The organism is Acinetobacter sp. PK01, from assembly GCF_022819285.1.
Lineage (GTDB): Bacteria > Pseudomonadota > Gammaproteobacteria > Pseudomonadales > Moraxellaceae > Acinetobacter > Acinetobacter tandoii.
The window spans coordinates 337,639-358,949 of the sequence record NZ_CP094643.1 but is presented as its reverse complement, the minus strand read 5'-3'; the positions used below and the strand labels follow the sequence as shown (position 1 = coordinate 358,949).

24 protein-coding genes, 1 pseudogene and 1 riboswitch are annotated in these 21,311 nt (G+C 36.7%); of the genes and pseudogenes, 11 read left to right on the top strand and 14 right to left on the bottom strand.

Annotated features, from left to right (window positions below):
• Positions 1 to 177: 177 nt before the first annotated feature.
• Positions 178 to 618 carry a universal stress protein gene (locus MP622_RS01665; protein WP_016167050.1) on the top strand — a complete coding sequence of 147 codons (441 nt, stop codon included), beginning with the start codon at positions 178 to 180 and terminating at the stop codon, positions 616 to 618.
• Positions 619 to 672: 54 nt separating this feature from the next.
• On the opposite strand, the gene MP622_RS01660 is transcribed toward MP622_RS01665, so the two are convergent.
• Together MP622_RS01660 and MP622_RS01655 are read right to left on the bottom strand one after the other, a co-directional pair.
• Positions 673 to 1,017, bottom strand: a complete 345-nt coding sequence (locus MP622_RS01660; RefSeq protein WP_171284968.1) for an MGMT family protein — start codon at positions 1,015 to 1,017, stop codon at positions 673 to 675.
• A gap of 27 nt (positions 1,018 to 1,044) precedes the next feature.
• Positions 1,045 to 2,016: pseudogene (locus MP622_RS01655) on the bottom strand (cation:proton antiporter); the annotation flags it as partial.
• 88 nt (positions 2,017 to 2,104) lie between these two features.
• On the opposite strand from MP622_RS01655, the gene MP622_RS01650 reads away from it, so the two are divergent.
• From MP622_RS01650 to MP622_RS01620, 7 genes are all read left to right on the top strand, one after another.
• A complete protein-coding gene (locus MP622_RS01650; RefSeq protein WP_243792198.1) occupies positions 2,105 to 3,511 on the top strand; it encodes a site-specific integrase in 1,407 nt (468 codons plus the stop codon).
• A gap of 1 nt (position 3,512) precedes the next feature.
• Positions 3,513 to 5,273 carry a hypothetical protein gene (locus MP622_RS01645; RefSeq protein ID WP_243792197.1) on the top strand — a complete coding sequence of 587 codons (1,761 nt, stop codon included), beginning with the start codon at positions 3,513 to 3,515 and terminating at the stop codon, positions 5,271 to 5,273.
• Positions 5,273 to 7,231 carry a hypothetical protein gene (locus MP622_RS01640; protein ID WP_243792195.1) on the top strand — a complete coding sequence of 653 codons (1,959 nt, stop codon included), beginning with the start codon at positions 5,273 to 5,275 and terminating at the stop codon, positions 7,229 to 7,231. The genes MP622_RS01645 and MP622_RS01640 overlap by 1 nt, the downstream gene beginning before the upstream one ends.
• Positions 7,228 to 7,623: a hypothetical protein gene (locus MP622_RS01635; protein ID WP_168158142.1), complete on the top strand. Its 396-nt coding sequence runs from the start codon at positions 7,228 to 7,230 to the stop codon at positions 7,621 to 7,623. Before MP622_RS01640 ends, MP622_RS01635 begins: the two co-directional genes overlap by 4 nt.
• A 333-nt stretch (positions 7,624 to 7,956) precedes the next feature.
• Positions 7,957 to 8,325 carry an MbcA/ParS/Xre antitoxin family protein gene (locus MP622_RS01630; protein WP_243792194.1) on the top strand — a complete coding sequence of 123 codons (369 nt, stop codon included), beginning with the start codon at positions 7,957 to 7,959 and terminating at the stop codon, positions 8,323 to 8,325.
• A gap of 71 nt (positions 8,326 to 8,396) precedes the next feature.
• Complete coding sequence (locus MP622_RS01625) at positions 8,397 to 8,720, top strand: metalloregulator ArsR/SmtB family transcription factor (RefSeq protein WP_243792192.1); 324 nt, start codon at positions 8,397 to 8,399, stop codon at positions 8,718 to 8,720.
• A gap of 64 nt (positions 8,721 to 8,784) precedes the next feature.
• Positions 8,785 to 9,825, top strand: coding sequence for an NAD(P)/FAD-dependent oxidoreductase (locus MP622_RS01620; protein WP_243792190.1), 1,041 nt, complete (start codon positions 8,785 to 8,787; stop codon positions 9,823 to 9,825).
• A 59-nt stretch (positions 9,826 to 9,884) separates the two neighbouring features.
• On the opposite strand, the gene MP622_RS01615 is transcribed toward MP622_RS01620, so the two are convergent.
• The 10 genes from MP622_RS01615 to MP622_RS01570 all read right to left on the bottom strand — a co-directional run bounded on the left by MP622_RS01615 (position 9,885) and on the right by MP622_RS01570 (position 17,550).
• Positions 9,885 to 11,072: an MFS transporter gene (locus MP622_RS01615; RefSeq protein WP_243793429.1), complete on the bottom strand. Its 1,188-nt coding sequence runs from the start codon at positions 11,070 to 11,072 to the stop codon at positions 9,885 to 9,887.
• Positions 11,073 to 11,147: 75 nt separating this feature from the next.
• Positions 11,148 to 12,215: an ArsO family NAD(P)H-dependent flavin-containing monooxygenase gene (locus MP622_RS01610; protein WP_243792188.1), complete on the bottom strand. Its 1,068-nt coding sequence runs from the start codon at positions 12,213 to 12,215 to the stop codon at positions 11,148 to 11,150.
• 101 nt (positions 12,216 to 12,316) lie between these two features.
• Positions 12,317 to 13,270: a thioredoxin-disulfide reductase gene (gene trxB, locus MP622_RS01605; RefSeq protein WP_151836238.1), complete on the bottom strand. Its 954-nt coding sequence runs from the start codon at positions 13,268 to 13,270 to the stop codon at positions 12,317 to 12,319.
• A 17-nt stretch (positions 13,271 to 13,287) separates the two neighbouring features.
• The gene (gene arsH / locus MP622_RS01600; protein ID WP_243792187.1) at positions 13,288 to 13,992 is read right to left on the bottom strand and encodes an arsenical resistance protein ArsH; all 705 of its coding nucleotides are present in this window, start codon (positions 13,990 to 13,992) and stop codon (positions 13,288 to 13,290) included.
• Between the two features lie 5 nt (positions 13,993 to 13,997).
• Positions 13,998 to 15,041, bottom strand: coding sequence for an ACR3 family arsenite efflux transporter (arsB, locus tag MP622_RS01595; protein ID WP_044737951.1), 1,044 nt, complete (start codon positions 15,039 to 15,041; stop codon positions 13,998 to 14,000).
• Positions 15,042 to 15,048: 7 nt separating this feature from the next.
• On the bottom strand, positions 15,049 to 15,522 hold the full coding sequence (locus tag MP622_RS01590) for an arsenate reductase ArsC (protein WP_243792185.1): 474 nt from the start codon (positions 15,520 to 15,522) through the stop codon (positions 15,049 to 15,051).
• A 6-nt stretch (positions 15,523 to 15,528) separates the two neighbouring features.
• Positions 15,529 to 15,849: a metalloregulator ArsR/SmtB family transcription factor gene (locus MP622_RS01585; RefSeq protein ID WP_243792183.1), complete on the bottom strand. Its 321-nt coding sequence runs from the start codon at positions 15,847 to 15,849 to the stop codon at positions 15,529 to 15,531.
• Between the two features lie 57 nt (positions 15,850 to 15,906).
• Positions 15,907 to 16,341 carry an arsenate reductase (glutaredoxin) gene (arsC, locus tag MP622_RS01580; protein ID WP_243792181.1) on the bottom strand — a complete coding sequence of 145 codons (435 nt, stop codon included), beginning with the start codon at positions 16,339 to 16,341 and terminating at the stop codon, positions 15,907 to 15,909.
• Positions 16,342 to 16,472: 131 nt separating this feature from the next.
• The gene (locus tag MP622_RS01575) at positions 16,473 to 17,210 is read right to left on the bottom strand and encodes a sulfite exporter TauE/SafE family protein (RefSeq protein WP_243792179.1); all 738 of its coding nucleotides are present in this window, start codon (positions 17,208 to 17,210) and stop codon (positions 16,473 to 16,475) included.
• A 10-nt stretch (positions 17,211 to 17,220) separates the two neighbouring features.
• On the bottom strand, positions 17,221 to 17,550 hold the full coding sequence (locus tag MP622_RS01570) for a multidrug efflux SMR transporter (RefSeq protein WP_243793428.1): 330 nt from the start codon (positions 17,548 to 17,550) through the stop codon (positions 17,221 to 17,223).
• Positions 17,551 to 17,677: 127 nt separating this feature from the next.
• Positions 17,678 to 17,745: riboswitch (Fluoride riboswitch) on the top strand.
• A gap of 129 nt (positions 17,746 to 17,874) precedes the next feature.
• On the opposite strand from MP622_RS01570, the gene crcB reads away from it, so the two are divergent.
• Genes crcB through ppa form a run of 3 tightly spaced genes read left to right on the top strand, consistent with a single transcriptional unit; the run spans position 17,875 to position 19,134 of the window.
• On the top strand, positions 17,875 to 18,255 hold the full coding sequence (crcB, locus tag MP622_RS01565) for a fluoride efflux transporter CrcB (protein WP_243792177.1): 381 nt from the start codon (positions 17,875 to 17,877) through the stop codon (positions 18,253 to 18,255).
• 16 nt (positions 18,256 to 18,271) lie between these two features.
• Entirely contained in the window at positions 18,272 to 18,601 is a 330-nt protein-coding gene (locus MP622_RS01560) for a DUF190 domain-containing protein (RefSeq protein WP_243792175.1), read from the top strand.
• Complete coding sequence (gene ppa / locus MP622_RS01555) at positions 18,601 to 19,134, top strand: inorganic diphosphatase (RefSeq protein WP_243792173.1); 534 nt, start codon at positions 18,601 to 18,603, stop codon at positions 19,132 to 19,134. The genes MP622_RS01560 and ppa overlap by 1 nt, the downstream gene beginning before the upstream one ends.
• A gap of 28 nt (positions 19,135 to 19,162) precedes the next feature.
• Here the strand turns inward: ppa and MP622_RS01550 are convergent, their stop codons facing one another.
• Both MP622_RS01550 and MP622_RS01545 read right to left on the bottom strand, forming a co-directional pair.
• Positions 19,163 to 19,585, bottom strand: coding sequence for an EamA family transporter (locus MP622_RS01550; RefSeq protein WP_243792172.1), 423 nt, complete (start codon positions 19,583 to 19,585; stop codon positions 19,163 to 19,165).
• Between the two features lie 193 nt (positions 19,586 to 19,778).
• Positions 19,779 to 21,233 carry a SulP family inorganic anion transporter gene (locus tag MP622_RS01545; protein ID WP_243792170.1) on the bottom strand — a complete coding sequence of 485 codons (1,455 nt, stop codon included), beginning with the start codon at positions 21,231 to 21,233 and terminating at the stop codon, positions 19,779 to 19,781.
• Positions 21,234 to 21,311 lie beyond the last annotated feature (78 nt).

Sequence of the window (21,311 nt, the reverse complement as noted above, 5' to 3'; positions counted from 1 at the left end):
ACATGCTAAGTTAAGTTATGGAATCGACGGTTTATAAAGCCTTATCCCTATGAAAATACTAGGTTTTATAAAATCAAAATTAGCGTTAGTATAAAAGTATAAACAATAGTTTTGAGTCGCAACTCTCAAATAAAGCAGCTTCTAAAAAGTTTTTAATGAAAACAAGGAGTAATACAGATGGCTTATCAAAATATTTTAGTTCCAGTTGACGGTTCAGACACTTCTTTTGCAGCAGTAAAACAAGCAGCAGAACTCGCCAAAGTATTTGGTAGTAAAATTACTGTTGTTCAAGTACTTGCCTTAGACCCATACATTGCTGCCGAATATATTACTGCGGCACAGACCAATGATTTGATTGAACGTGCTCGTTCATCAATTGAAGGTACACTTCAAGATGCCAAAGCTAAATTTAGTGCGGAAGGCTTAAATGTTGAAACGCGTTTACTTGAAGGGCAAATGATCCATCAAGAAATTATTAATGCTGCTAAAGAAATCAATGCTGATTTAATCGTGATTGGTTCACATGGCCGTACAGGATTGAAAAAATTCTTCTTAGGTAGTGTCGCACAAAAAATTCTGGGGGAGACTAGCGTACCTGTATTGGTGGTTCGTCAATAATTTGATTCATCAACTTGGTCTTACATTCATACTCAGCATTGGATGTAAGACCCTTCAAATAACTTTAGAAATTTCTCCATCCCACTGATAGAGCTTCAAATTTATCTTCCCTGCATTCACAACAATATTCTCTGCTTGTAATTTTATAATTTGAAGATTATCCCCTTGAACATCCAGCTTACTTAGGCTAATTTTACCTTGTGAATTAATTACACGATGCCAAGGCAAGTACTTATCTTCAACTTGTTGCAATACACGCCCAACTAAACGAGCATGTTTAGGCAAACCTGCCATCTTGGCAATTTGTCCATAGGTTGCAACTTTTCCATAAGGAATTAAAGCAACCACTTGCAGAATTAACTGTGCTAATTCTTTTGAAGATGATTGAGTCATTGACATCAATATAACCTCTTCGTAACAGAGAAGTTAGAAGTTTCCAGGACTTTCTAGACGTTTCACTTCTTGGACTTTTTCAGGATTATGTACAGCAGCAACACCATCTTCTGCTTTTACATCGACAAAGGCGTCTGGGTTATAAATAGTGATGGTTTCATTGCCAGTCGCATCTTCCCCGACAATATACTGAAAACCTTTACGGTTCATCTTATGGCACAAACGCTGATACCAACCTTTGAAGCCTTCTGTCTCTTCATTCGGATTGTAATAAAAAGCATTCATCACAGCGGGTAACCCTAATCCACAGACCAAACCCGATAGAAGTACGCTAATAAAAGTGTACCCAATCAGGATACTGCTGTATTCACTCAATTGTGGAATATTGGCAACAGCAAGAATCAAAGCCAACGAAATTCCACCACGCACCCCACCCCAAGACAGAATTGCTAAACTTCCGTTATAACTTTTGTGTCGAAAACTTGGGAAAAAAGCAAAGGCAAGATAATTCGCTGCAAAACGTGATGCATGCAGAATAATAAAGGCAATAATACCACCCAAAATCAGACTCACGCTTAAATCTAGAATAAAGAGTTCTAAACCAATTAAGGTAAATAAGAAGGAGTTAATAATTCCCTCAACGGTATGCCAAAAGTGATTGACCTCCCGAATTTCACGTTCTTGTAGGATTTCCTTCCAACGATTTCCGACAATTAATCCACCAAATACGCAGGCAATTGGTGCAGAAGCATGTGCAAAAAGTGCGACCAAGTAAGATCCACATGCCAGTAAAGCGGTCGTTAAAATAAGAGATTCCATTTCATGTTTGCCACGAAGTAATCTCAGAATTGCCAGACCAAAACCCCAACCAATAATAATTGCAACAACAATTTCATAGAGTAAGGTTTGTAGTGTGCCGATTAAACTAAAATGCTCGCCTTGTAATACATTCAGCAAAGTCATGAATAAGGCAATACACATAGCATCATTAAATAAGGATTCGCCTACACTACAATTCTTTATATTGAATTCTACTATATAGTTACTTATATGGAATTCATTAAACTAATTGATTGAGCAAAGAGTAGATAGAATGCAAGGAACTGAAAACTACAGTGGGAAAGCTGAACTAATAACAATTAAGTATTACAAGTTCAGTTCTTTAAATCAGAGTATACGTAGCATTAGCAACACTGAAGAGCACACCTTTGTTGAAAAGGGTGATGTTCTTACTCCACTAATGCCTGTAATCATTCAAAGTAACGGAGAAGTCTGGTCTATTGGAAGTCTATTCTTCACTAAATATCTAAAGGTGAATTCAGCTAATGATTACAAGACACTGATTTGTATTGCCAATGATCTATTCGATTATTATAAATTTATTGAATGTTGTGAATTTGAAGATAAGTCTTCAAATTGGCTCTATCTACCTCTTGAGGAGGAAGAAAGAGTAATAAATCGATATGTTAAGCATTTGGATGATTTAACAACACAGCATGTACTTAGGGAATCAACACGATCAAGAAGAATTAATCATGTAATTTATTTTTATAAATTCTGCTTTGAACACAATTTATTTGATAAAAATACCATTTCAAATGGTCTGCCGTTTAAAATCATAGTAACAATTATTAAGCGTATGGATTCATTAGGATTTAGCTATAAAAGAAAAATAGAAACAACAAACTTATCCAGAGCTGTAGCTAAGAAAAAGCCGACTATTGACTCTATTGCTGATGGTCGAACTTTACATCCTATTAAGACAAATGATTTAAATATAGCTAAAGAATACTTGAACAACCATCCAAGTAGAGCATTCCAGTTATTCTTTGAGTTTGCTTTAGAAACAGGAGCAAGATCGCAAACGATATCAACTATAAGAATTCATCACATCAAAGAAATAATTGATTCACAGACTGTTTTTAATGATCGCGTGCAATTGCGTATAGGAACTAGAACCACGATAGATTCGAAGTTTTCTCATGAACGATCTATCTATGTTCCGAAATCACTATGTCATAAATTACTAAAATACACTCTATCAGAGACTTGGCGAAAAAATGCGGAAACTAGTTATTATGGAATTAGTGATAAAAATTATATCTTCTTAACCAATCGAGGAACACCTTACTACACGAGTAAATCCGATCTTGCTGACTCAGATTATAATAATGCGGATTTAGGAATTGCTGTTGGAGGTACATTACGTTCTCAACTCAATACTCTTTTAAAACCCATCTTTGAAAATTATCCTAATTTTCCTAAATTCAGCATTCATGACCTAAGAGCTACATTTGCAATGGATATATTTGCCGATTGTGTTTTAAAGAATTTTAATACAACTCAAGCAACACTCCTTGTTAGTAAGCTGCTTGGCCATAAATCTACAACAGTTACCGAAAGATATTTGGATTCTTTCCGAGATTTAGATCTCTTCAACAGTGCTCAACAGAACCTAGAACAAAAGCTGTTAAGTCCACTGAAAGGAAATTTGAATTAATATGACTGATTTATATGCTGAGCGTGATGTCACCCCAATACACTACCAAGATTTGAAAGCTATCAGAGAGTGCAATATTGAAAAATTAGTATTGTGTTATGAGATGCATGGACGTAAATATCATAAGGACTATGGTTTATTATGTTTCTCATTAAATAAAAAACCAACATGCAAAAGTTCATCTAAAGTTGTACTAAATTCAATTAAAGAATCTAGAAAAAAAGCACTCAAAAGTTTTATTATTTACATATTAAATGAAAACTTATCAATACAAACGATTAAAAGTTATATCGCACAATTGAATTCATTTTTTACCTTTATAAATAAATTTTATCCTGATTTAAATTTCAACAATCCAAATGAATTGTATAAATTATATAGAGACTACACTAATTATTTATTAGCTAGAGTTGCCTCAACCAGTGGAAAGCCTTTCAAACAGAATACCGCAAACAGCTTACAAACTATCTGTGCAAGACTAATATCAATTCACTTAGAAACTGACATAGAAAATATATATGTACGTGCTAAAAGAATATTTGAAAATAGAATTGATACAAAAGTTTGGTCTGCTTCTGAATATAGTCTTGATTTATTTTTTTTATACAATTTATCAATTTTTAGGGCGATTAAAAACTTCTTAATCGGTAAACTCCAACTCCCTTTACATTTTAACTTTTCATTTCCAGATCATCATGTCATCGCTGATTTCGAATTCAAAGGTTATATGATGAGGAAAAAAATTGGAAAAGATTTGGATATAAATCTAGATTTTTTAGGCAATAAAGCAATAGCTGCATTTATGTATTGTTTTGCAAGTGTAACTGGCGCGAATTTATCATCATTGAAAAAAATTCAAGTTGATAAATTTGAAATTGTACCTAGTACAAAGGGCTATAGGACATATACAACTAAAAAAAGATCTGGTGGTTGTGAAGTTCCTATCGAATTTAGTGCAGAGTTTGTGAGCACTTTTAATGAATTTAAGTCATTTAGAGAATGGATATTAGATCAATACTCTGATAATTTTAAAAGATCAAATCAAAATAATTTGTTCTTTTACTTACCAGTTAGAACACTAAAACCTAATTCATTTAAAGAAATGCTAGAGATTACTAATAACAGTCTCAATAGCTATAAGTTTTGGGTGACTGAAAACTTTGATATTAACTGGATTAATCTGCGTGGTGTACGGCAATTAGTTTCTACTGAAATGCTAAAATTCACTAATTCAGTTCGCTTAGCTTCTCTGAAATTAGGAAATAACACTACTACCTTTAATAAAAACTATGGAAAGACAACATTTGATGATTCAGCAAATGAGTTAAGTAATGCACTAGATAGCATATTTAAATCATGTATTTATCCGAAGACTAATAGTATTGAGTGTATTCCAACACCGATTGCCAATTGTGCAAATGTGGATAAGAAAAAAATTCAACTTTTGAACTTTGACATTGAACCTGATTGCAATAAACCAGAGACTTGCTTGTTTTGCGCTAATCTCGTCTTACATATCGATAAGGAAGACATAAGAAAGTTGTTATCAGTACTTGAGATGTTTCAAACTTCAAAATTAAAAGTGAGTGAACAGGCTCTTCAAATTCAAGAGAGAATTCATAATTTATTAGATGAGATGCAGATAAAATTTCCAGAAACTACTGCGATTATTGATTCTGTTCGAGTTGAAGTTGAAGAAGGCGAAATTGATGGCTATTGGGCTGATATTTCAATAACTCTTTCTATTCTAGAGCAACTATAATGAAAAATATCAATACGCTGCAAGATGCCATCTTCGATGAAGAAATCGATTACTACCCCAAAGAAAATAGTAATATCGTAATCTCATCAAAATGTCTTGTTACTTCAAGGTTTTCTGATGATTGCTGGGACTTATCGAGCCTAAACAATACGGTGAGCCCTAGTAAAATATACTTTAATATTGGTGAATCACATAAAAACCAAGAATTAGTATTACAAATAAAATATGAAATGAAATTAATTATCTTTGCATTGTTAAACTATCGAGTTTCAAATAATAAAAGAAACTCACCTAATACAGTTAAAGGTGAATATATTCATTTACGATATATTGCATTACTTTGTCTCAACTTTGATGTAGCAATTTCTGAATGTGATCAATCACCTTTTTTATACAACCAATTAATGAAAGATCTAAAAAAATTAAAAGTATCAACTCGTAAAAAAAGATTATTCCTACTTCGTAAAATTTCTTTAATGAATCGATATTTTAAAAATCACAATTTAGGTTTTCCGAATAAAAAAATAGAAAATATAGATATTGAAATAAATAAAGCTTTACCTGATGAAAATCAAACATTATTAATACCCACAAGAATTTACTCCAACTTTATTAAAAATGGTGATGTGTTATTCCTAGAATATTTATCTTTAAAAAATAATATAGAGTTATGGTTTTCTGAATTATCGAATAATGATAAATTTGGTTGTAGTGGATATCGTGCCAGAAAAGGAATTAGTTTCAATGAAACTATAGAAAAATTTGGCTTAAAAGATTTTTGTAATAAATATGAAGTGACGAATAAACAAAAATTTACGTATTTATTGAAAGATATCCAGGGCTTCTGCTTTGCATATTTTCTTTGCTTTACAGGAATGCGTGAAACTGAATGCGGAATTTGCGCATTTAATGCTTTTCAAACAAAAAAAGTTCAAAATAACATTGTTTATTGTATAGAATCCCATACATCAAAACTCGTGGGTTTAAAACATGTTAAGGCACTATGGGTTACATCAAAAAATCTTATATCTGCGAATGAAGTTGCTCAATCCATCTGTAAAATTGGTTTAAAGCTTCTAGGTCTACAAATAATTGACGAATCAAAAACACCCTTATTCATTTCTTTTGCTTACCCAGTTGAAATCAGAACCAATATATATCCTGATTTTCCTCTTGCACTTCCTGATATAGTTAAATCAACTAAAAAATTTATGCCTGATGTGATTGTAAGTCAGTCCGATGTAGATGAAATAGCCAAAGTTAATGCAAATTATATATTTGATAAATCGATAAAAATTGGCTCTAAATGGCATTTTAAAACACATCAGTTTAGACGATCTTTAGCCATTTACTGTGCTCGGAGTGGTCTTGTTAGCTTACCTGCTCTAACAAATCAACTAAAGCATATAGAAACTGATATGACTGCATATTATGCGAATGGAGCAATGTTTGCGAAAAATATCATAGAAGCTATTGATCCTGAAATTACATTTGATGAAGATTTTATTAAAGAATTTAATAATGAGCTAATTGAAGGTAGTTATGATTCATTTATTGCCGATACAACTCAGCAAAAAAACCCATTGTTTGGTCCACATGGCGTGTGGCTAGAAGTCCAGAAAGCAAAAGGGTTTGACGTTGAATTTTATAATGATCGTGCTAAGACAATTAAACAAATGAAAGATGGAAGATTGGCCTATAAACGTACCCCCATAGGTGGCTGTTCACTTGCTGGAGATTGTAATAGGCTTTCTTTTGCGCATATTAGTGCATGTGTTACTTGCCCAAATGCAGTCTTTAATGATCGGTCTATAAAAGCACTCAATGCTCTTAAAAAATCGTTATCAAGTATGATCTTAACGCATGATGAAAGATCACCTTACCGAATACAAACAGAGCTTGAAATTAAAGGAATCGAAAAAATGCTAACAAAATCAAATATTGAGACTGTACAATGAGTTCAAAACGTATTAAAAATTATGAAGATGCATTACAGCGTTTATTAGATCGCAATGAAAGTATTTCCTTTGATGCTGTAGCTATTGAGGCTGGCAGAGATCGTGGTGCCATTAAAGGGAACGATCCAGAGATCATTGCACTTAAACAAAAAATTAAGATAGCAAAAAACCTTCAAAACATGAAAAATGGAGACTTAACCGATTATGAAAAATATTTATCAATTTTGAAAGTAGTCAAAAAGTTAAAGGAAGAACTAAAAGAAGAGAAATCTAAAAATGCTGCTAAGGCAGGTCAAATTAATAGTTTAATTTATGAAAATTTTAATTTGAAAAGTCAACTGGATCAATATATAAGTACACGAAAAAATATCATTGAAATTGTCAAAAAATGATCATAATGTGCTTAATTTCCGATATACAAAATATTTACGTTTAATTTAGACTCGACAAGTAGTCATGTGAAAACATCAAATACTTTACTGTCAAATTAAGGAATTTTCCTAGTTATGGAATAGTTGTCAAAAAGATCTATTCATAAAGATTGAATAGATCGATAACTAAAATTTAAGACTTAGTAGCCTATATATTTAAAGTTAAACTGATCAAAAATCCTTCCATTTGAAGCCCCAAATTGGATCTAGAGATATCCATTTATTGAGTCTATATTGTTTGTTTCTTCAGTATATTTAAAATACAATTTTAGAACTACACGATGAGTCCTAACCATGAATACATCATCAGTACAATCTATAGATAAAAAAATAGTTTTGGCAAAAGCCTTTTTTAATACGGGTAAACAATTCAATTTTACTCAAACTCAGCTTGCCACTATTTTGGGAATATCTGAGCCAACAATAAATAGATTAGGAACACAACTTGGAATAGATCCTGCATCGAAGCAAGGTGAAATTGCATTATTATTCATTAATCTGTTTAGAGCTTTATATGATCTAACTGGTGGTGATTTAGATTGGATTCAGCATTTTCTTAAATCAAAAAATCGAGTCACTGGTGGAGTTCCAATGGAACAAATTGAAACTGTTCGTGGTTTAGTTTCAGTTCTCCAATTTGTTGAAGCCATACGATGCCGATAATATGTGTATTTATATACACATAAATTTTCTCGTGTTATCTTTAGGCATCGACCCCATCAAACTTTATCTATATGAATAAAGAACTCGCTATTGACTCTGCACTTAGCGTTCTCAATGACCCTCTGTTTAAGGCACTACAAGAACCTGCAAGGCTTGCTGTAATTCGTCAACTTTTAATACTTGGTAAAGCGGATATCAGTCAAATTGCAGAAGGTCTTCCCCAAGAAAGATCTGTAATATCACGTCATTTACAAGTTCTACTTGATGCAGGAATTTTACGTGTTGAACGTGCAGGACGCCATCGTATATACGAAATCAATGGTTTAGAGATCATTCATAAGTTTGAAGCTATCTTAAAAGAACTCAAACTCATCATGCCACATTGTTGTAACTAACTCTTTTTTTTATTCAATATATGTATATAAGCACACATAAGCACATTAATTAAAGGCTCAATTTATGAAAACATTAGAAACTATCGTCATCGGTGCAGGTCAAGCAGGTTTAGCGGCTGCATGGCATCTTAAAAAGAATCAGGTTAATTATCTTATTCTAGAAGCAACCAATCAGATTGGGGGTTCATGGCATCATTATTACGACAGCTTAAAATTATTCTCTCCTGCCGCATATTCATCTCTCCCTGATTTTAGCTTTCCTAAAACTGCACATGCATATCCTCTACGGGACGAAGTAATCAACTATTTAAAATCGTATGCTGCAAAATTTAACTTTCCCATTCAGTTGAATGAAAGTGTCATAAGCGTTACTCCAATTGAACAAGGTTTTGAAGTCTTAACAAGCCAAAACAATCGTTATCAGACCAAAACGCTTATTGCTGCCTCTGGTGCATTTGCTCACCCTTATATCCCCCAAATTAATGGACTAGATAAGTTCAAAGGTAAAATTATCCATAGTGCTGAATATCTCAATCCACAAAACTACATTAATCAAAGAATCGTGGTGGTGGGAGCTGCAAACTCTGCTGTGCAAATCGCAGCAGAACTAGCAATCTCCTCAAACGTTACAATTGCAAGTCGAGAGAAAATAAAATTCTTCCCACAGAAAATTCTCGGTATGGATTTTCACTGGTGGTTAAAATGGACAGGCTTAGAAAAAACACGTTGGCTAAACGATCAAAGCACCCCCGTCTTAGATGATGGGCGATATCGTGCGGCCCTGAAAGGTGGATTATTTCAGCAACGCGAAATGTTTACTGAAGTGGATGAATCTGGTGTCATTTGGTCAAATGGTGCAAAAGAGGAAATTGACACCCTCTTATTTGCCACAGGATTTAGACCTAACGTTTCGTATTTAGATAAGTTAAAAGTGATTGATTCAAATCAAAACCTGATTCAGCGTAATGGAGTTTCGGATGCACATTCAGGCCTATACTTTTTAGGCTTTCCTAAACAAAGAAATTTTGCATCAGCGACTTTACGTGGTGTTGGTGCTGATGCTGCCTATATCATGCCTTTACTATTGAAAGACTTGAAAAATTAAGTTTTAAGTCAAGCTTGAGTGGATTGAAAGAAAACTCTATTGCTTCCATTGAATAGAGTTTACTCTGCCACTTTTTCAGCCTGATGAACGGGTAATTTCAGCGTGCCAAGCAATGCGATAAAAACCAAAGCAGTTAAAATTATTAGTAAAATATTGATTCCCCACTTTTCAAGAATAAACGCAGAGATGAGAGGCCCAAAAGCCAGTGCAATCATGATAGGCCGACCTAATAAGCCCATTCTGGTTGCATAACCTTCTTGCCCAAATAAGGCGAGAGGTAACGTGCCTCGAATAATAGTAAGAATACCATTCCCTGCGCCATATAACGCCGCACCAAGCAAGGCTAAGACATATCCATCCGCGAACAAAAAAATGATGCCAAAAAAACTAATCAATACCCCAACACGACTCGACCAACTTGGGTGTAAGTTTTTAAACAAAGAGAACTCAAGTAGCCTCGCTATAATCTGCGCGGGACCAATCATCATCCCAATAGCAAGGGCTGTTGATACACTAAAACCAATGGTTTTTAGCATCGATAATAAATGAACTGAAATTGTCGCCACAACAAAAGATTGTACCGTCAAAATAACGGCTACCAACATAAAGAGTCGATTACCTTCTTTGTGTAGATTGGTTTGGCTATTGAGTTCTTTAGCATGAGCTTCCGTGCTTTGCTCTTCTCTAGGAAGTAAAAAGTAATGCAACGGCAAACCGAGTAGCAGATGAAATAATGCAAGAATGAAGCAAGTAATTCTCCAACCGTATAAGCCTTCTAAAAATACGATAAGCGCCCATCCGATAGTACTGGCTAAGCCACCTAATAGTGTTACTCCTACTATAGCTGTTTTTGCATCTTGGCCAAGTAATCGCCCCAAGGTTGAAAATGCAGCATCATATAAGCCAAAAGCCATACCAATACCGAGCATTGTCCATGCAAAATAATAAACCAATAGATGAGAGGAAAGCCCTAAACATAACAGTCCGATAGCGAAGAATATTGAACTAATAGAGAGTGCTTTTCTTCCACCAAATTGCTCGATAAACCGTCCAACTTTTGGAGAGCAAATACCTGTAACAATAAATCCCCAAGACAATCCTGCAATCACTAAAGTTAGAGACCATCCTGTGTCTTTAGCAATAAGATTAGCCAGTACTGCGGGTAGATAAAATGTGGAACTCCACGCAAGAATTTGCGTGAAGCCCATAACAGCAATGAGTTTGTATTTTTTTGAATGAAGTAACATCACAATAAAGAAGTATCCATAAAGTATTGAGGGGCAACGCAAATCTGTTTATACACTGCCTTAAATGCATAGCTCTTAAACATTAGCCAAATAAGCAGCTATTTGATCTACCGTTGCTCTTGCTGTTCTAGAAACCCCAATGAGTGTAGCGGATGCCATGCCTGTCCATTCCCCATAGCCAACCAACCAAAGGTTATTTACTTTTATTGAGCGTCCATCATTCACAGCAACCGTCTGATCAGGTTCCACAACATCTAGACTTCTTAAGTGATCCAGTGAAGCCTTGAATCCTGTACACCAAATCACAGCATCTACTGCTTGTCTTGTACCATCAGCCCAAACAACGGAATGCTCCTCAAATGAGGTAAAGGGTTCTCGACTATGTAGTACGCCACGTTCGCGGGCCTCTTTGACACTGTCAATCATGACAATATCACCTAGACCACCAACGGGTTGATCAATCACACGACCTTCCTGTTGGGCTTTTAAACGTTCAGTTGCCCGAAGAAATAAAACACGCCCATCAACATCATCCGATAAAAATTGAGGTGGTGTTTCTGTGACCCAAGTGGTATCTGCAACTTTTGAAACTTCGGCAAGAATTTGTGCCCCTGAGTTACCACCACCAACCACGATCACTTTTTTATTTATAAAAGGCTCTGAATTTACATAATGTGCTGAATGCGTTTGTAATCCTTCAAATCGTTCATGTCCTTCATAATGCGGAATAAAAGGCTGACTCCATGTCCCTGTCGCACTGACCACCGCTTTTGCTCGCCAATATTGATCGCCAGCATACACATCTAAATAGCCATCTTTTTGTTCGATATGATCGACATGAACTGGTCGAATAATTGGAAATTGATAGCGTTGCTCGTATGCAGACAAGTAGTCAATCACTTCATTTCGCGTTGGGTAGGTTTGTTCAGTTGTTGGCATCATCCAACCTGACAACGAACTCCAAGTATTTGGAGAAAAAAGACGAAGAGATTCCCAAGCATGTGACCATGCACCGCCCGCCTGAGATTGGTCATCTAAAATAATAAATGGAATTTTCTTACGTTTGAGGAAATAAGCTGTAGCAAGGGCTGCCTGACCACCACCAATAATGACTACATCAATTTCTGCTTGTAATTGAGTCAAAGCTTCTCTCCTATTCTTTATTGTCATAATCAAAATAACGCCCAGTCTGCTCAACAGACTGGGCGTATTTCATACAATTTTCAAGCGTTTAAATGAACCTTTCAATTGCTCAATTGATCAAGATACTTTTCGGCATCCAAAGCTGCCATACAGCCTGAGCCCGCCGAAGTAATTGCTTGGCGATAAATACTGTCAGCAACGTCACCCGCAGCAAATACCCCTGCCACAGAAGTTGCTGTTGCATTGCCTGAAGTACCACTTTGTACTTGAATGTAGCCATCACGTAGGTTGAGTTGGCCGTCAAACATACCTGTATTCGGTTTGTGACCAATAGCAACAAATAAGCCCTGAACTTCAACGTCTTGTATGCTTTCGTCCAAAGTTGACTTCAAGCGAACTGAAGTAACACCAGTGTTATCACCTAAGACTTCATCAACTTGATTGTTCCAAAGAATACTAATTTTGCCTTCTTTTTCTTTGGCAAAAAGATGATCTTGTAGAATTTTCTCTGAACGTAAACTGTCTCTACGGTGAACTAAGGTGACATGTTCAGCAATATTAGAAAGATAAAGTGCTTCTTCAACTGCTGTGTTACCACCACCGACAACCATAACCTTTTGGTTTTTGTAGAAGAAACCATCACAAGTTGCACATGCACTGACACCTTGACCCATGAATTTTGCTTCAGATTCAAGACCCAAGTATTGTGCTGTCGCACCTGTTGCAATAATCAGTGCATCACAAGTAAATTCTTCCATGTCGCCTTTTAGCACAAATGGACGGACGCTTAAATCAACTTCATTGATGTGGTCATACACAATCTCTGTACCAAAGCGTTCAGCATGGGCTTGCATTCTTTCCATAAGTGCAGGACCAGTTAAACCTTCTGGGTCGCCCGGCCAGTTATCTACCTCAGTGGTCGTTGTTAATTGACCACCAAGTTGTATACCTGCAATCAATGTAGGTTTTAAGTTTGCACGTGCTGCATACACAGCAGCACTATAACCCGCAGGTCCTGAACCTAAGATCACTAATTTAGAATGTCTCTTTTGCATTTCTGATCACCTAAAGTTTATAAGCTACGTTGATTGACACGCTTAGATAATTCTTCTGCTGACTCTTTTCGTTCTGAATAACGGTTTGTGAGGTACTGACTCTGCCCACGAGTGAGCAAGGTGAACTTATATAGTTCTTCCATGACATCGACAATTCGATCATAGAAGGATGAAGGTTTCATCCGTCCATCTTCTTCAAACTCTAAAAAAGCTTTTGGAATAGAGGATTGATTTGGAATGGTGATCATGCGCATCCAACGGCCTAAAATACGCATTTGATTAACACTATTAAAAGACTGCGAACCGCCACTCACCTGCATCAAGGCCAAAGTCTTGCCTTGTGTTGCTCGAATCGCACCGCCAGCCAATGGAATCCAATCAATCTGCGATTTAAAGATTGAACTCATTGAACCATGACGTTCAGGTGAACACCACACCATGCCTTCTGACCATGCCAAAAGTTCATGTAGTTCTTTGGCTTTTGGATGTTCCATATCTGCATCTTCAGGTAAAGGTAAACCTTTAGGATGAAAGATTTTTACTTCGGCACCAAACTGCTCCAAGATACGCCCTGCTTCCATCACCGCCAATCGGCTGTATGAACGCTCACGGTTTGAACCATACAGCAGCAAAATACGCGGTGGATGATCCAGTACTTTGGCCTGTACTTTTTCTAAAGTCGGTTGATCGAGAAGATTCATATCTACATTTGGGAGAGTCATAGAAATTACACCTCTGCTTTAAAAAACTTTTTTCTGAGCCACAATGACACACTAACTAAAGCAATCAACACAGGTACTTCAACCAGTGGACCAATCACCGTCGTGAATGCGACAGGTGAAGCCAAACCAAAGGTTGCAATCGCGACAGCTAAAGCGAGTTCAAAGTTATTTCCCGCAGCAGTAAATGAAATAGCTGTGGTTTTAGGATAGTCGTTCCCCATCCACTTACTCATAAAGAAACTAATGAAAAACATCACAATAAAGTAAATCGTCAATGGAATCGCTATACGCAAAACATCCATCGGCAAGCTCACTACATCGTTTCCTTTAAGGCTAAACATCGCCACAATCGTGAACAATAAAGCCAGTAAACTCAGCGGACTAATCTTGGGTAAAAAGGTATTTAGATACCAAGCCAAACCTTTAGTACGAACCAAAATAAATCGGGTCATAAAGCCAAGAAAAAATGGAATCCCTAAGTACACTAGTACCGCATGGGTAATGGTCCAGAAATCAACATTGATCACCTGTCCTGCAATACCGAAATAGGGTGGTAGGAAGGTCAGGAACAACCAAGCATAGGTACTGAAGAATAAAATCTGGAAGATGCTGTTAAAAGCCACCAATGCAGCAACATATTGGTTATCCCCACAGGCTAAACCATTCCAAACCAAGACCATGGCAATACAGCGGGCTAAACCAATCAAGATCAAGCCTGTCATGTATTCAGGATAGTTATGCAGGAAGATGATCGCTAAAACAAACATCAAAACAGGCGCGATAAGCCAGTTTTGTACTAAGGAGAGTGTCAGTGTTTTCTTATCTTTGAATACCTGTGGCAAAGTGGCATAGTTCACTTTTGCTAAAGGTGGATACATCATCAAAATCAAACCGATTGCAATCGGAATATTGACTGAATCCACACTCATTTTATCCAAAGCCACTGAGGCTTGCGGAAAGAACACACCGATCGCAATGCCTAACGCCATGGCAATAAAAATCCATAGCGTGAGGTTACGATCTAGAAAGGATAATCTTTGTTGAGCCATGATGATCTCATTCAATATGCGAAATTTGATTGATCGCGGCTATCAACTCAGGACGAGACATATGCGCTGTATCGAGTGCCAATAATGCATCTAAGCGACGGTTGATATGATCAACGGTAACTTGGAATGCTTTGAGTTTTTCTTCTTTCGGTAAATCCAAATGTGAAGGATCTGCCAACCCCCAATGTGCTTTGATTGCCCCACCTAGATAAAGCGGACACGCTTCCTGAGCGGCTGAATCACAAACTGTAATCACCACATCAGGTTGATATTGTTCGCAGTCATTAATCGTTTTACTCCACAACCCTTCAGTTGAAAGACCTAAGTTTTCCAGAGTTTCAATGGTCAATGGATGTACCTGTCCAGATGGCTTGCTACCCGCGCTATAGGCTTTCCAACCTTCAGGCGCACGACTGTTAAAAAGCACTTCTGACAGGATGCTACGGCAACTATTTCCTGTGCACAAAAAAAGAAATTTCATATTGTTCTACTCGCAATAACTATTGATTTGCTGTAATGATGGTGCAACTTTTGGCTGTAAATCGGCATTTTTAAGGGTACTAAGTACCTCTAAGCACCAAGTAGGTAAATTTGGATTGAGACTGTAATAGACCCATTGCCCTTGACGTCGATCTTGTAACAGACCTAAAGAACGCAGTAAGGCTAAATGCCGTGAAATCTTGGGTTGGCTGAGTTGTAGTTTTTCAGTCAAATCACAAACACACTGTTCATTATTTCCAAGAACCAACATGACGATATTGAATCGCGTTTCATCAGCCAAACATTTAAAGAAATTGATTTGATCCATACTTTCACTCACTCTGACATATGGATATATCAATATTCACATATATCCATGAAATTTTTATTTCAATCGCTGTCCATTTGCATCAAGCACTTGTTCACCGTCTTCTTTAGTGAAAGCACCCTTTTGTGGGAGAGGTAGAATTTCTAAAACCAGTTCTGATGGACGACTTAAACGAGTTCCCAATTCAGTCACCACGAATGGGCGGTTAATCAAAATTGGATACTGAAGCATAAAGTTAAGCAGTTTATCATCCGTCCAAACCTCAAGGTCTAACTCTAGATCACGATAAGGATCAACATTCTTACGGATGGCCTCTCTCACAGTTAAACCTGCATCTGCAATCATTTGAATCAGTTCATTTTTAGATGGAGGATTTTTAAGATATTCGATCACTTCAGGTTCAATGTTGGCATTACGAATTAACGCGAGCGTATTACGTGATGTACCACATTCAGGGTTGTGATAAATTTTAACGTTTGGAGTAGCAGTCATTTGCTGAGGCTCAACAGAATCTTTGAATATACTTATATACGAATATTCATATATTATCAACAAAGTGCAGCTCAAACTTATTAAATAAAAAGATTGCTCTTTTACTGCTTAGCGAGCAAAAAATATTTAACTTAAAAATTTGCAATCATTTTCGCACCAGCAATCAGTAAAACGATCGCTAATAGTCTATTCAAAATTGGATCAGCTAATTTTTTGCTGCCATAAGTTGCACCTAAGAATCCTCCGACAAGTACTACGGTTAACCAAATGGGTAGCTCTGAAGGAATTTTTGCACCAGCGGACAATACACCTAAAAGCCCTGAAACGGAGTTAACGAAAATAAATGCAGCAGCGACCCCTGCTACAATTTTAGGTGTTGACCAACGAGTGAACAACAGTAGAGGACTTAAAAAAATTCCTCCACCTACACCTGTTAGACCTGATAATAATCCTAGTCCTGCGCCAACCACCAATAGCAAAGCATTTGATACTGGCTTGAGAATTTGTTGTTCCGTCAAAACATTAGCAGACTTAAAGGATTGATATGCAGCAAAAAGAAGGACCGCCCCAACGATAGGTTTATAAATATGGCTTGGCAAGCTTACTGTTCCGCCAAGATAAGCAAATGGAATTGCAGTTAAAGCAAGTGGTATAAACAACGCCCATGAAAACGCCCCAGCTTTATAAAATCGAAAAAATGCAATTGATGAAACGAGAATATTGAGACATAGAGCCGTAGGTTTCATTAAAGATGGCTCGATCCCGACAAGCCCCATAACAGCAAGATAACCAGATGCTCCTCCATGACCTACTGAGGAATATAGTAAAGCAGCAAAGAAGAAAAGAATGGATAAGATAATCGTATTCATTTTAAGTTGTTCACTGTTGAGTGTTTGGAGAGACGAGTTTCAAACCAATAATGCCTAATAAAATGAGCGCAAAACATGCGATGCGTAAAATGCTTTTATCCTCACCCAAAATCATCATTCCATAAATTGCAGTACCTACTGCACCAATTCCAACCCAAACAGCATAAGCTGTGCCTACAGGAATCGTTTTTGTTGCTAATGAAAGTAAGTACATACTGGCTGCAATAAAGACAATACAGAACATACTCGGTGCGAGTTTGGTGAAGCCTTCAGTTTTTGGCATGGTAACGGCATAAAAGATTTCAGCTAGTCCAGCTAAAACAAGATACATCCATCCTATTTGCATAACATCCCTTGGATAAGTCAAATATCAAAACATGTCTAAGATTCAAATTCTATGCCATAACAACGGTATCAATTCAGCTTTAAAAATCTATTTGCAAATAAATCTAAAAGTTTTAGTATAGTCACTTAAAGGAAATGGCTATCTTCCTTCTACAAACCGCCACTAACGGCTGATGATACCTACGTTACCCTTATGCAGGGTGCGTAGTTGTGCGCTCTGCTTTTTTCTAAATGGAGCTGTGCAATGCTTTATCAAAACTCTTTTTTTACCCCTTTCCCAATACTTTCGTTTTCTCTGTTTAACTAGCAGGGTAAACCTATGTACATCTCATTACTTTCAATAGGACTTGGCGCAGTTTTAGGTGCATGGCTGCGTTGGGGTATTGGTCTTCAATTCAATCACCATTTCCCCAATATTCCGCTAGGTACAGTTTTAGTAAACCTTATTGGTGCATTTATTATCGGCTTTGCGGTCACTTTCTTTGCCAGTAGCTCTTTGAGTCCAAACTACAAGTTATTTCTCATTACAGGTTTTTGTGGTGCTTTAACCACATTCTCAACATTTTCAATCGAAGTGGTTTCATTACTTCAAAGTGGTAAATTTGAATATGCCATTTTGACAATTACCCTCCACGTTTTAGGTTCATTGCTATTTACTTTGCTTGGCATATTCACCTATCAACTGACGACTACACATTAGTAAGGAGAAAGATGCAATGAACGGATATTTAATTACATTTTATACAGAGATGAATCAACGATATAAAAATACGCCCATCCATGATTGGCTTCTAGAGCAGGCAAGACAGCTAGGATTGAAAGGAGCTACCGTCATTCAAGGATCAGAAGGCATAGATCATACAGGTCGATTACACTCAGCACATTTCTTTGAACTGGTCGATCAACCTGTACAGGTTCAGTTTGCTTTAAGTGAAGCAGACTCGGAACAATTTTTTACACATCTGAATCAAGAAGATGTGAGAATTTTTTATGTAAAAACTCCCGTACAGTTTGGTACGGTTGGTAATCTAAAAGGAAAAGAATGATGAGCTATAAAGACGTTCCTGCTGGAATTAACCCACCAGATGATTTCTACAGTATTATTGAGATTCCTCAAAATATTGATCCTGTTAAATATGAAATGAATAAGGAGTTTGATGCCGTATTCATTGACCGCTTCTTAACTACATCCATGTTTTATCCTGCCAATTATGGCTATATCCCTAAAACTTTGAGTGAAGATGGTGACCCTTTAGATGTTTTAGTGATTTCACCTTATCCAGTTGCTATTGGTTCCGTGATCAGAAGTAGACCTGTAGGTGTAATGTATATGGAAGATGAACATGGAATTGATGCCAAAATTATTGCCGTTCCTCATTCCAAGTTATCCAAGCTGTATGATCATATTTTAAATATTGACGATATTGATCAACTAACTTTGAATCGCATACAGCACTTCTTTGAACATTATAAGGACTTAGAGGAAGGCAAATGGGTGAAACTCCAAGGTTGGGGAAATGTCGATAAAGCACGAGAAGAAATTTTAAGTTCAATACAAGCCTATCCCGATCATCCTTAATCAGCTTACAGGGAGCAAGATTAGCTCCCTATTTTTTTGAAATAATAAATAATCCCAGAACAATACATGCTGCGCCCATGATCATCCTGACTGTGATCACTTCTTTTAGTATAAGCCAAGCCAATAAAATTGCGACAACCGCACTACCTTTATCAATAAGTGCAATGGTTGAGACATCGCCTAATTTCAATGCCTTATAATAATATACCCATGATAAAGCCGTTGTTACGCCTGATAAACCTAACCAAAACAGGTTTTTATAACTAACGGCTGTAAATTCATGGGTCGAGACTGAAAAAACAGCAAATGCCATAACAAAAAAACAAACAAAGAGTGTGCGAATGGTTAACCCAAGCTCACCTGAAATTCCTACTAGTCCTTGTTTGGCAATAACTGAAGTAAAACCAGCAAAAAACATAGATATAAACGCAAATACGACCCAATTTTTCATGTCAGACCTCTAAGGCTTTTAGCTCGTCATTCTTATTTTATAGAGCTATAAAAGTAGAAAGCTTAAAATAGGAAACGATTTTGACAAATATTTGTTCTCAACGTTCTTATCAAAATAAATTCTAAGGATGAGAAAAAAGCAGACACTTAAATCATAAGTGTCTGCTTTTTAAGCGTTCAATTAAATTATTGAGTTATATTCTGGCATGAGTCCCGTATTTGTCGATCATGATCGAACTCGCTTCGTTCAACCCACGCACCGTTACATTCACACCATTTTTTTGGAATTTATTTACAACTGAGTCAAGCATAGCGACTGATGTAACATCCCAAATATGGGAATGCGTTAAGTCAATCAACACATTTTTCACATCTTCCTTAAAATCGAAACCTTGCATGAATTTCTCTGAAGAACTAAAAAAGATCTGACCGTGTAAATCATATAAACGAGTATCACCTTCAAATGAAGCGATGACTTGAATATCATTCTCTAACTTATTCGCCAAGAACAATGCCGATAACAGAACCCCTGTTAAAACGCCTAATGCCAGATTGTGAGTTGCGACAACAACGATAACGGTCGCAATCATTACAACATTACTACTTTTCGGATTGTCTTTTAATTGGGTGACTGAACTCCATTCAAAAGTACTGATCGAAACCATGATCATTACAGCAACCAATGCTGCCATTGGAATAACTTTGAGCCAATCACTGATAAATACAACTAGAATGAGAAGAAAAATACCCGCAGAGAACGTCGATAATCGTGTTAAACCACCTGACTTCACGTTAATCATCGATTGACCAATCATGGCACAACCTGCCATTCCTCCCATAAAGCCAGAGGCAATATTGGCAATACCTTGTCCTTTACATTCCTGATGCTTATCGCTTGGTGTATCTGTCATTTCATCGACAATTGTTGCAGTCATCATTGACTCAAGCAAACCCACGGCTGCTAGAGCAATCGCATAAGGTAAAATAATAGTCAGTGTTTCGAGATTTAAAGGAATATCAGGGATTAAAAATACAGGAAGCGTATCAGGCAATGATCCCATATCACCAACAGTTCTGACATCGATACCTAGGGAAATGGCAATAAGCGTAATCACAATGATACAAACAAGTGGAGATGGAAGTAATTTGCCTATTACTGGGATTAATGGAAACAGATAAATAATTGCCAAACCTAAAGCGACTAAAATGTATACATGCCATGTCACATTAATCAGCTCTGGAAGTTGAGCCATAAAGATCAAGATAGCTAAAGCATTTACAAAGCCAATAACGACAGATTTGGATACAAACCGCATGAGCTTAGCGAGCTTTAAATAACCTGCTAATATCTGAATAACACCAGTCAAAATTGTTGCAGCAAGTAGATATTCTAGCCCATGCTCCTTAACCAATGTGACCATGAGCAGTGCCATCGCTCCTGTAGCTGCTGAGATCATGGCTGGACGGCCACCAACAAAAGAAATCACGACAGCAATACAGAATGAGGCATATAAGCCAATTTTGGGATCAACACCAGCAATAATTGAAAATGCGATTGCTTCTGGAATAAGTGCTAGACCGACGACAAGACCTGCGAGCACGTCCCCGCGGATGTTAGAGAACCATTGTTCTCGGACATTGGAAAACATAAAAATAGCCTGTTTGAATATTTTTTGATAAAGGCTAGTGATGTGATATATACAACACACAAGCGACTACACCACATC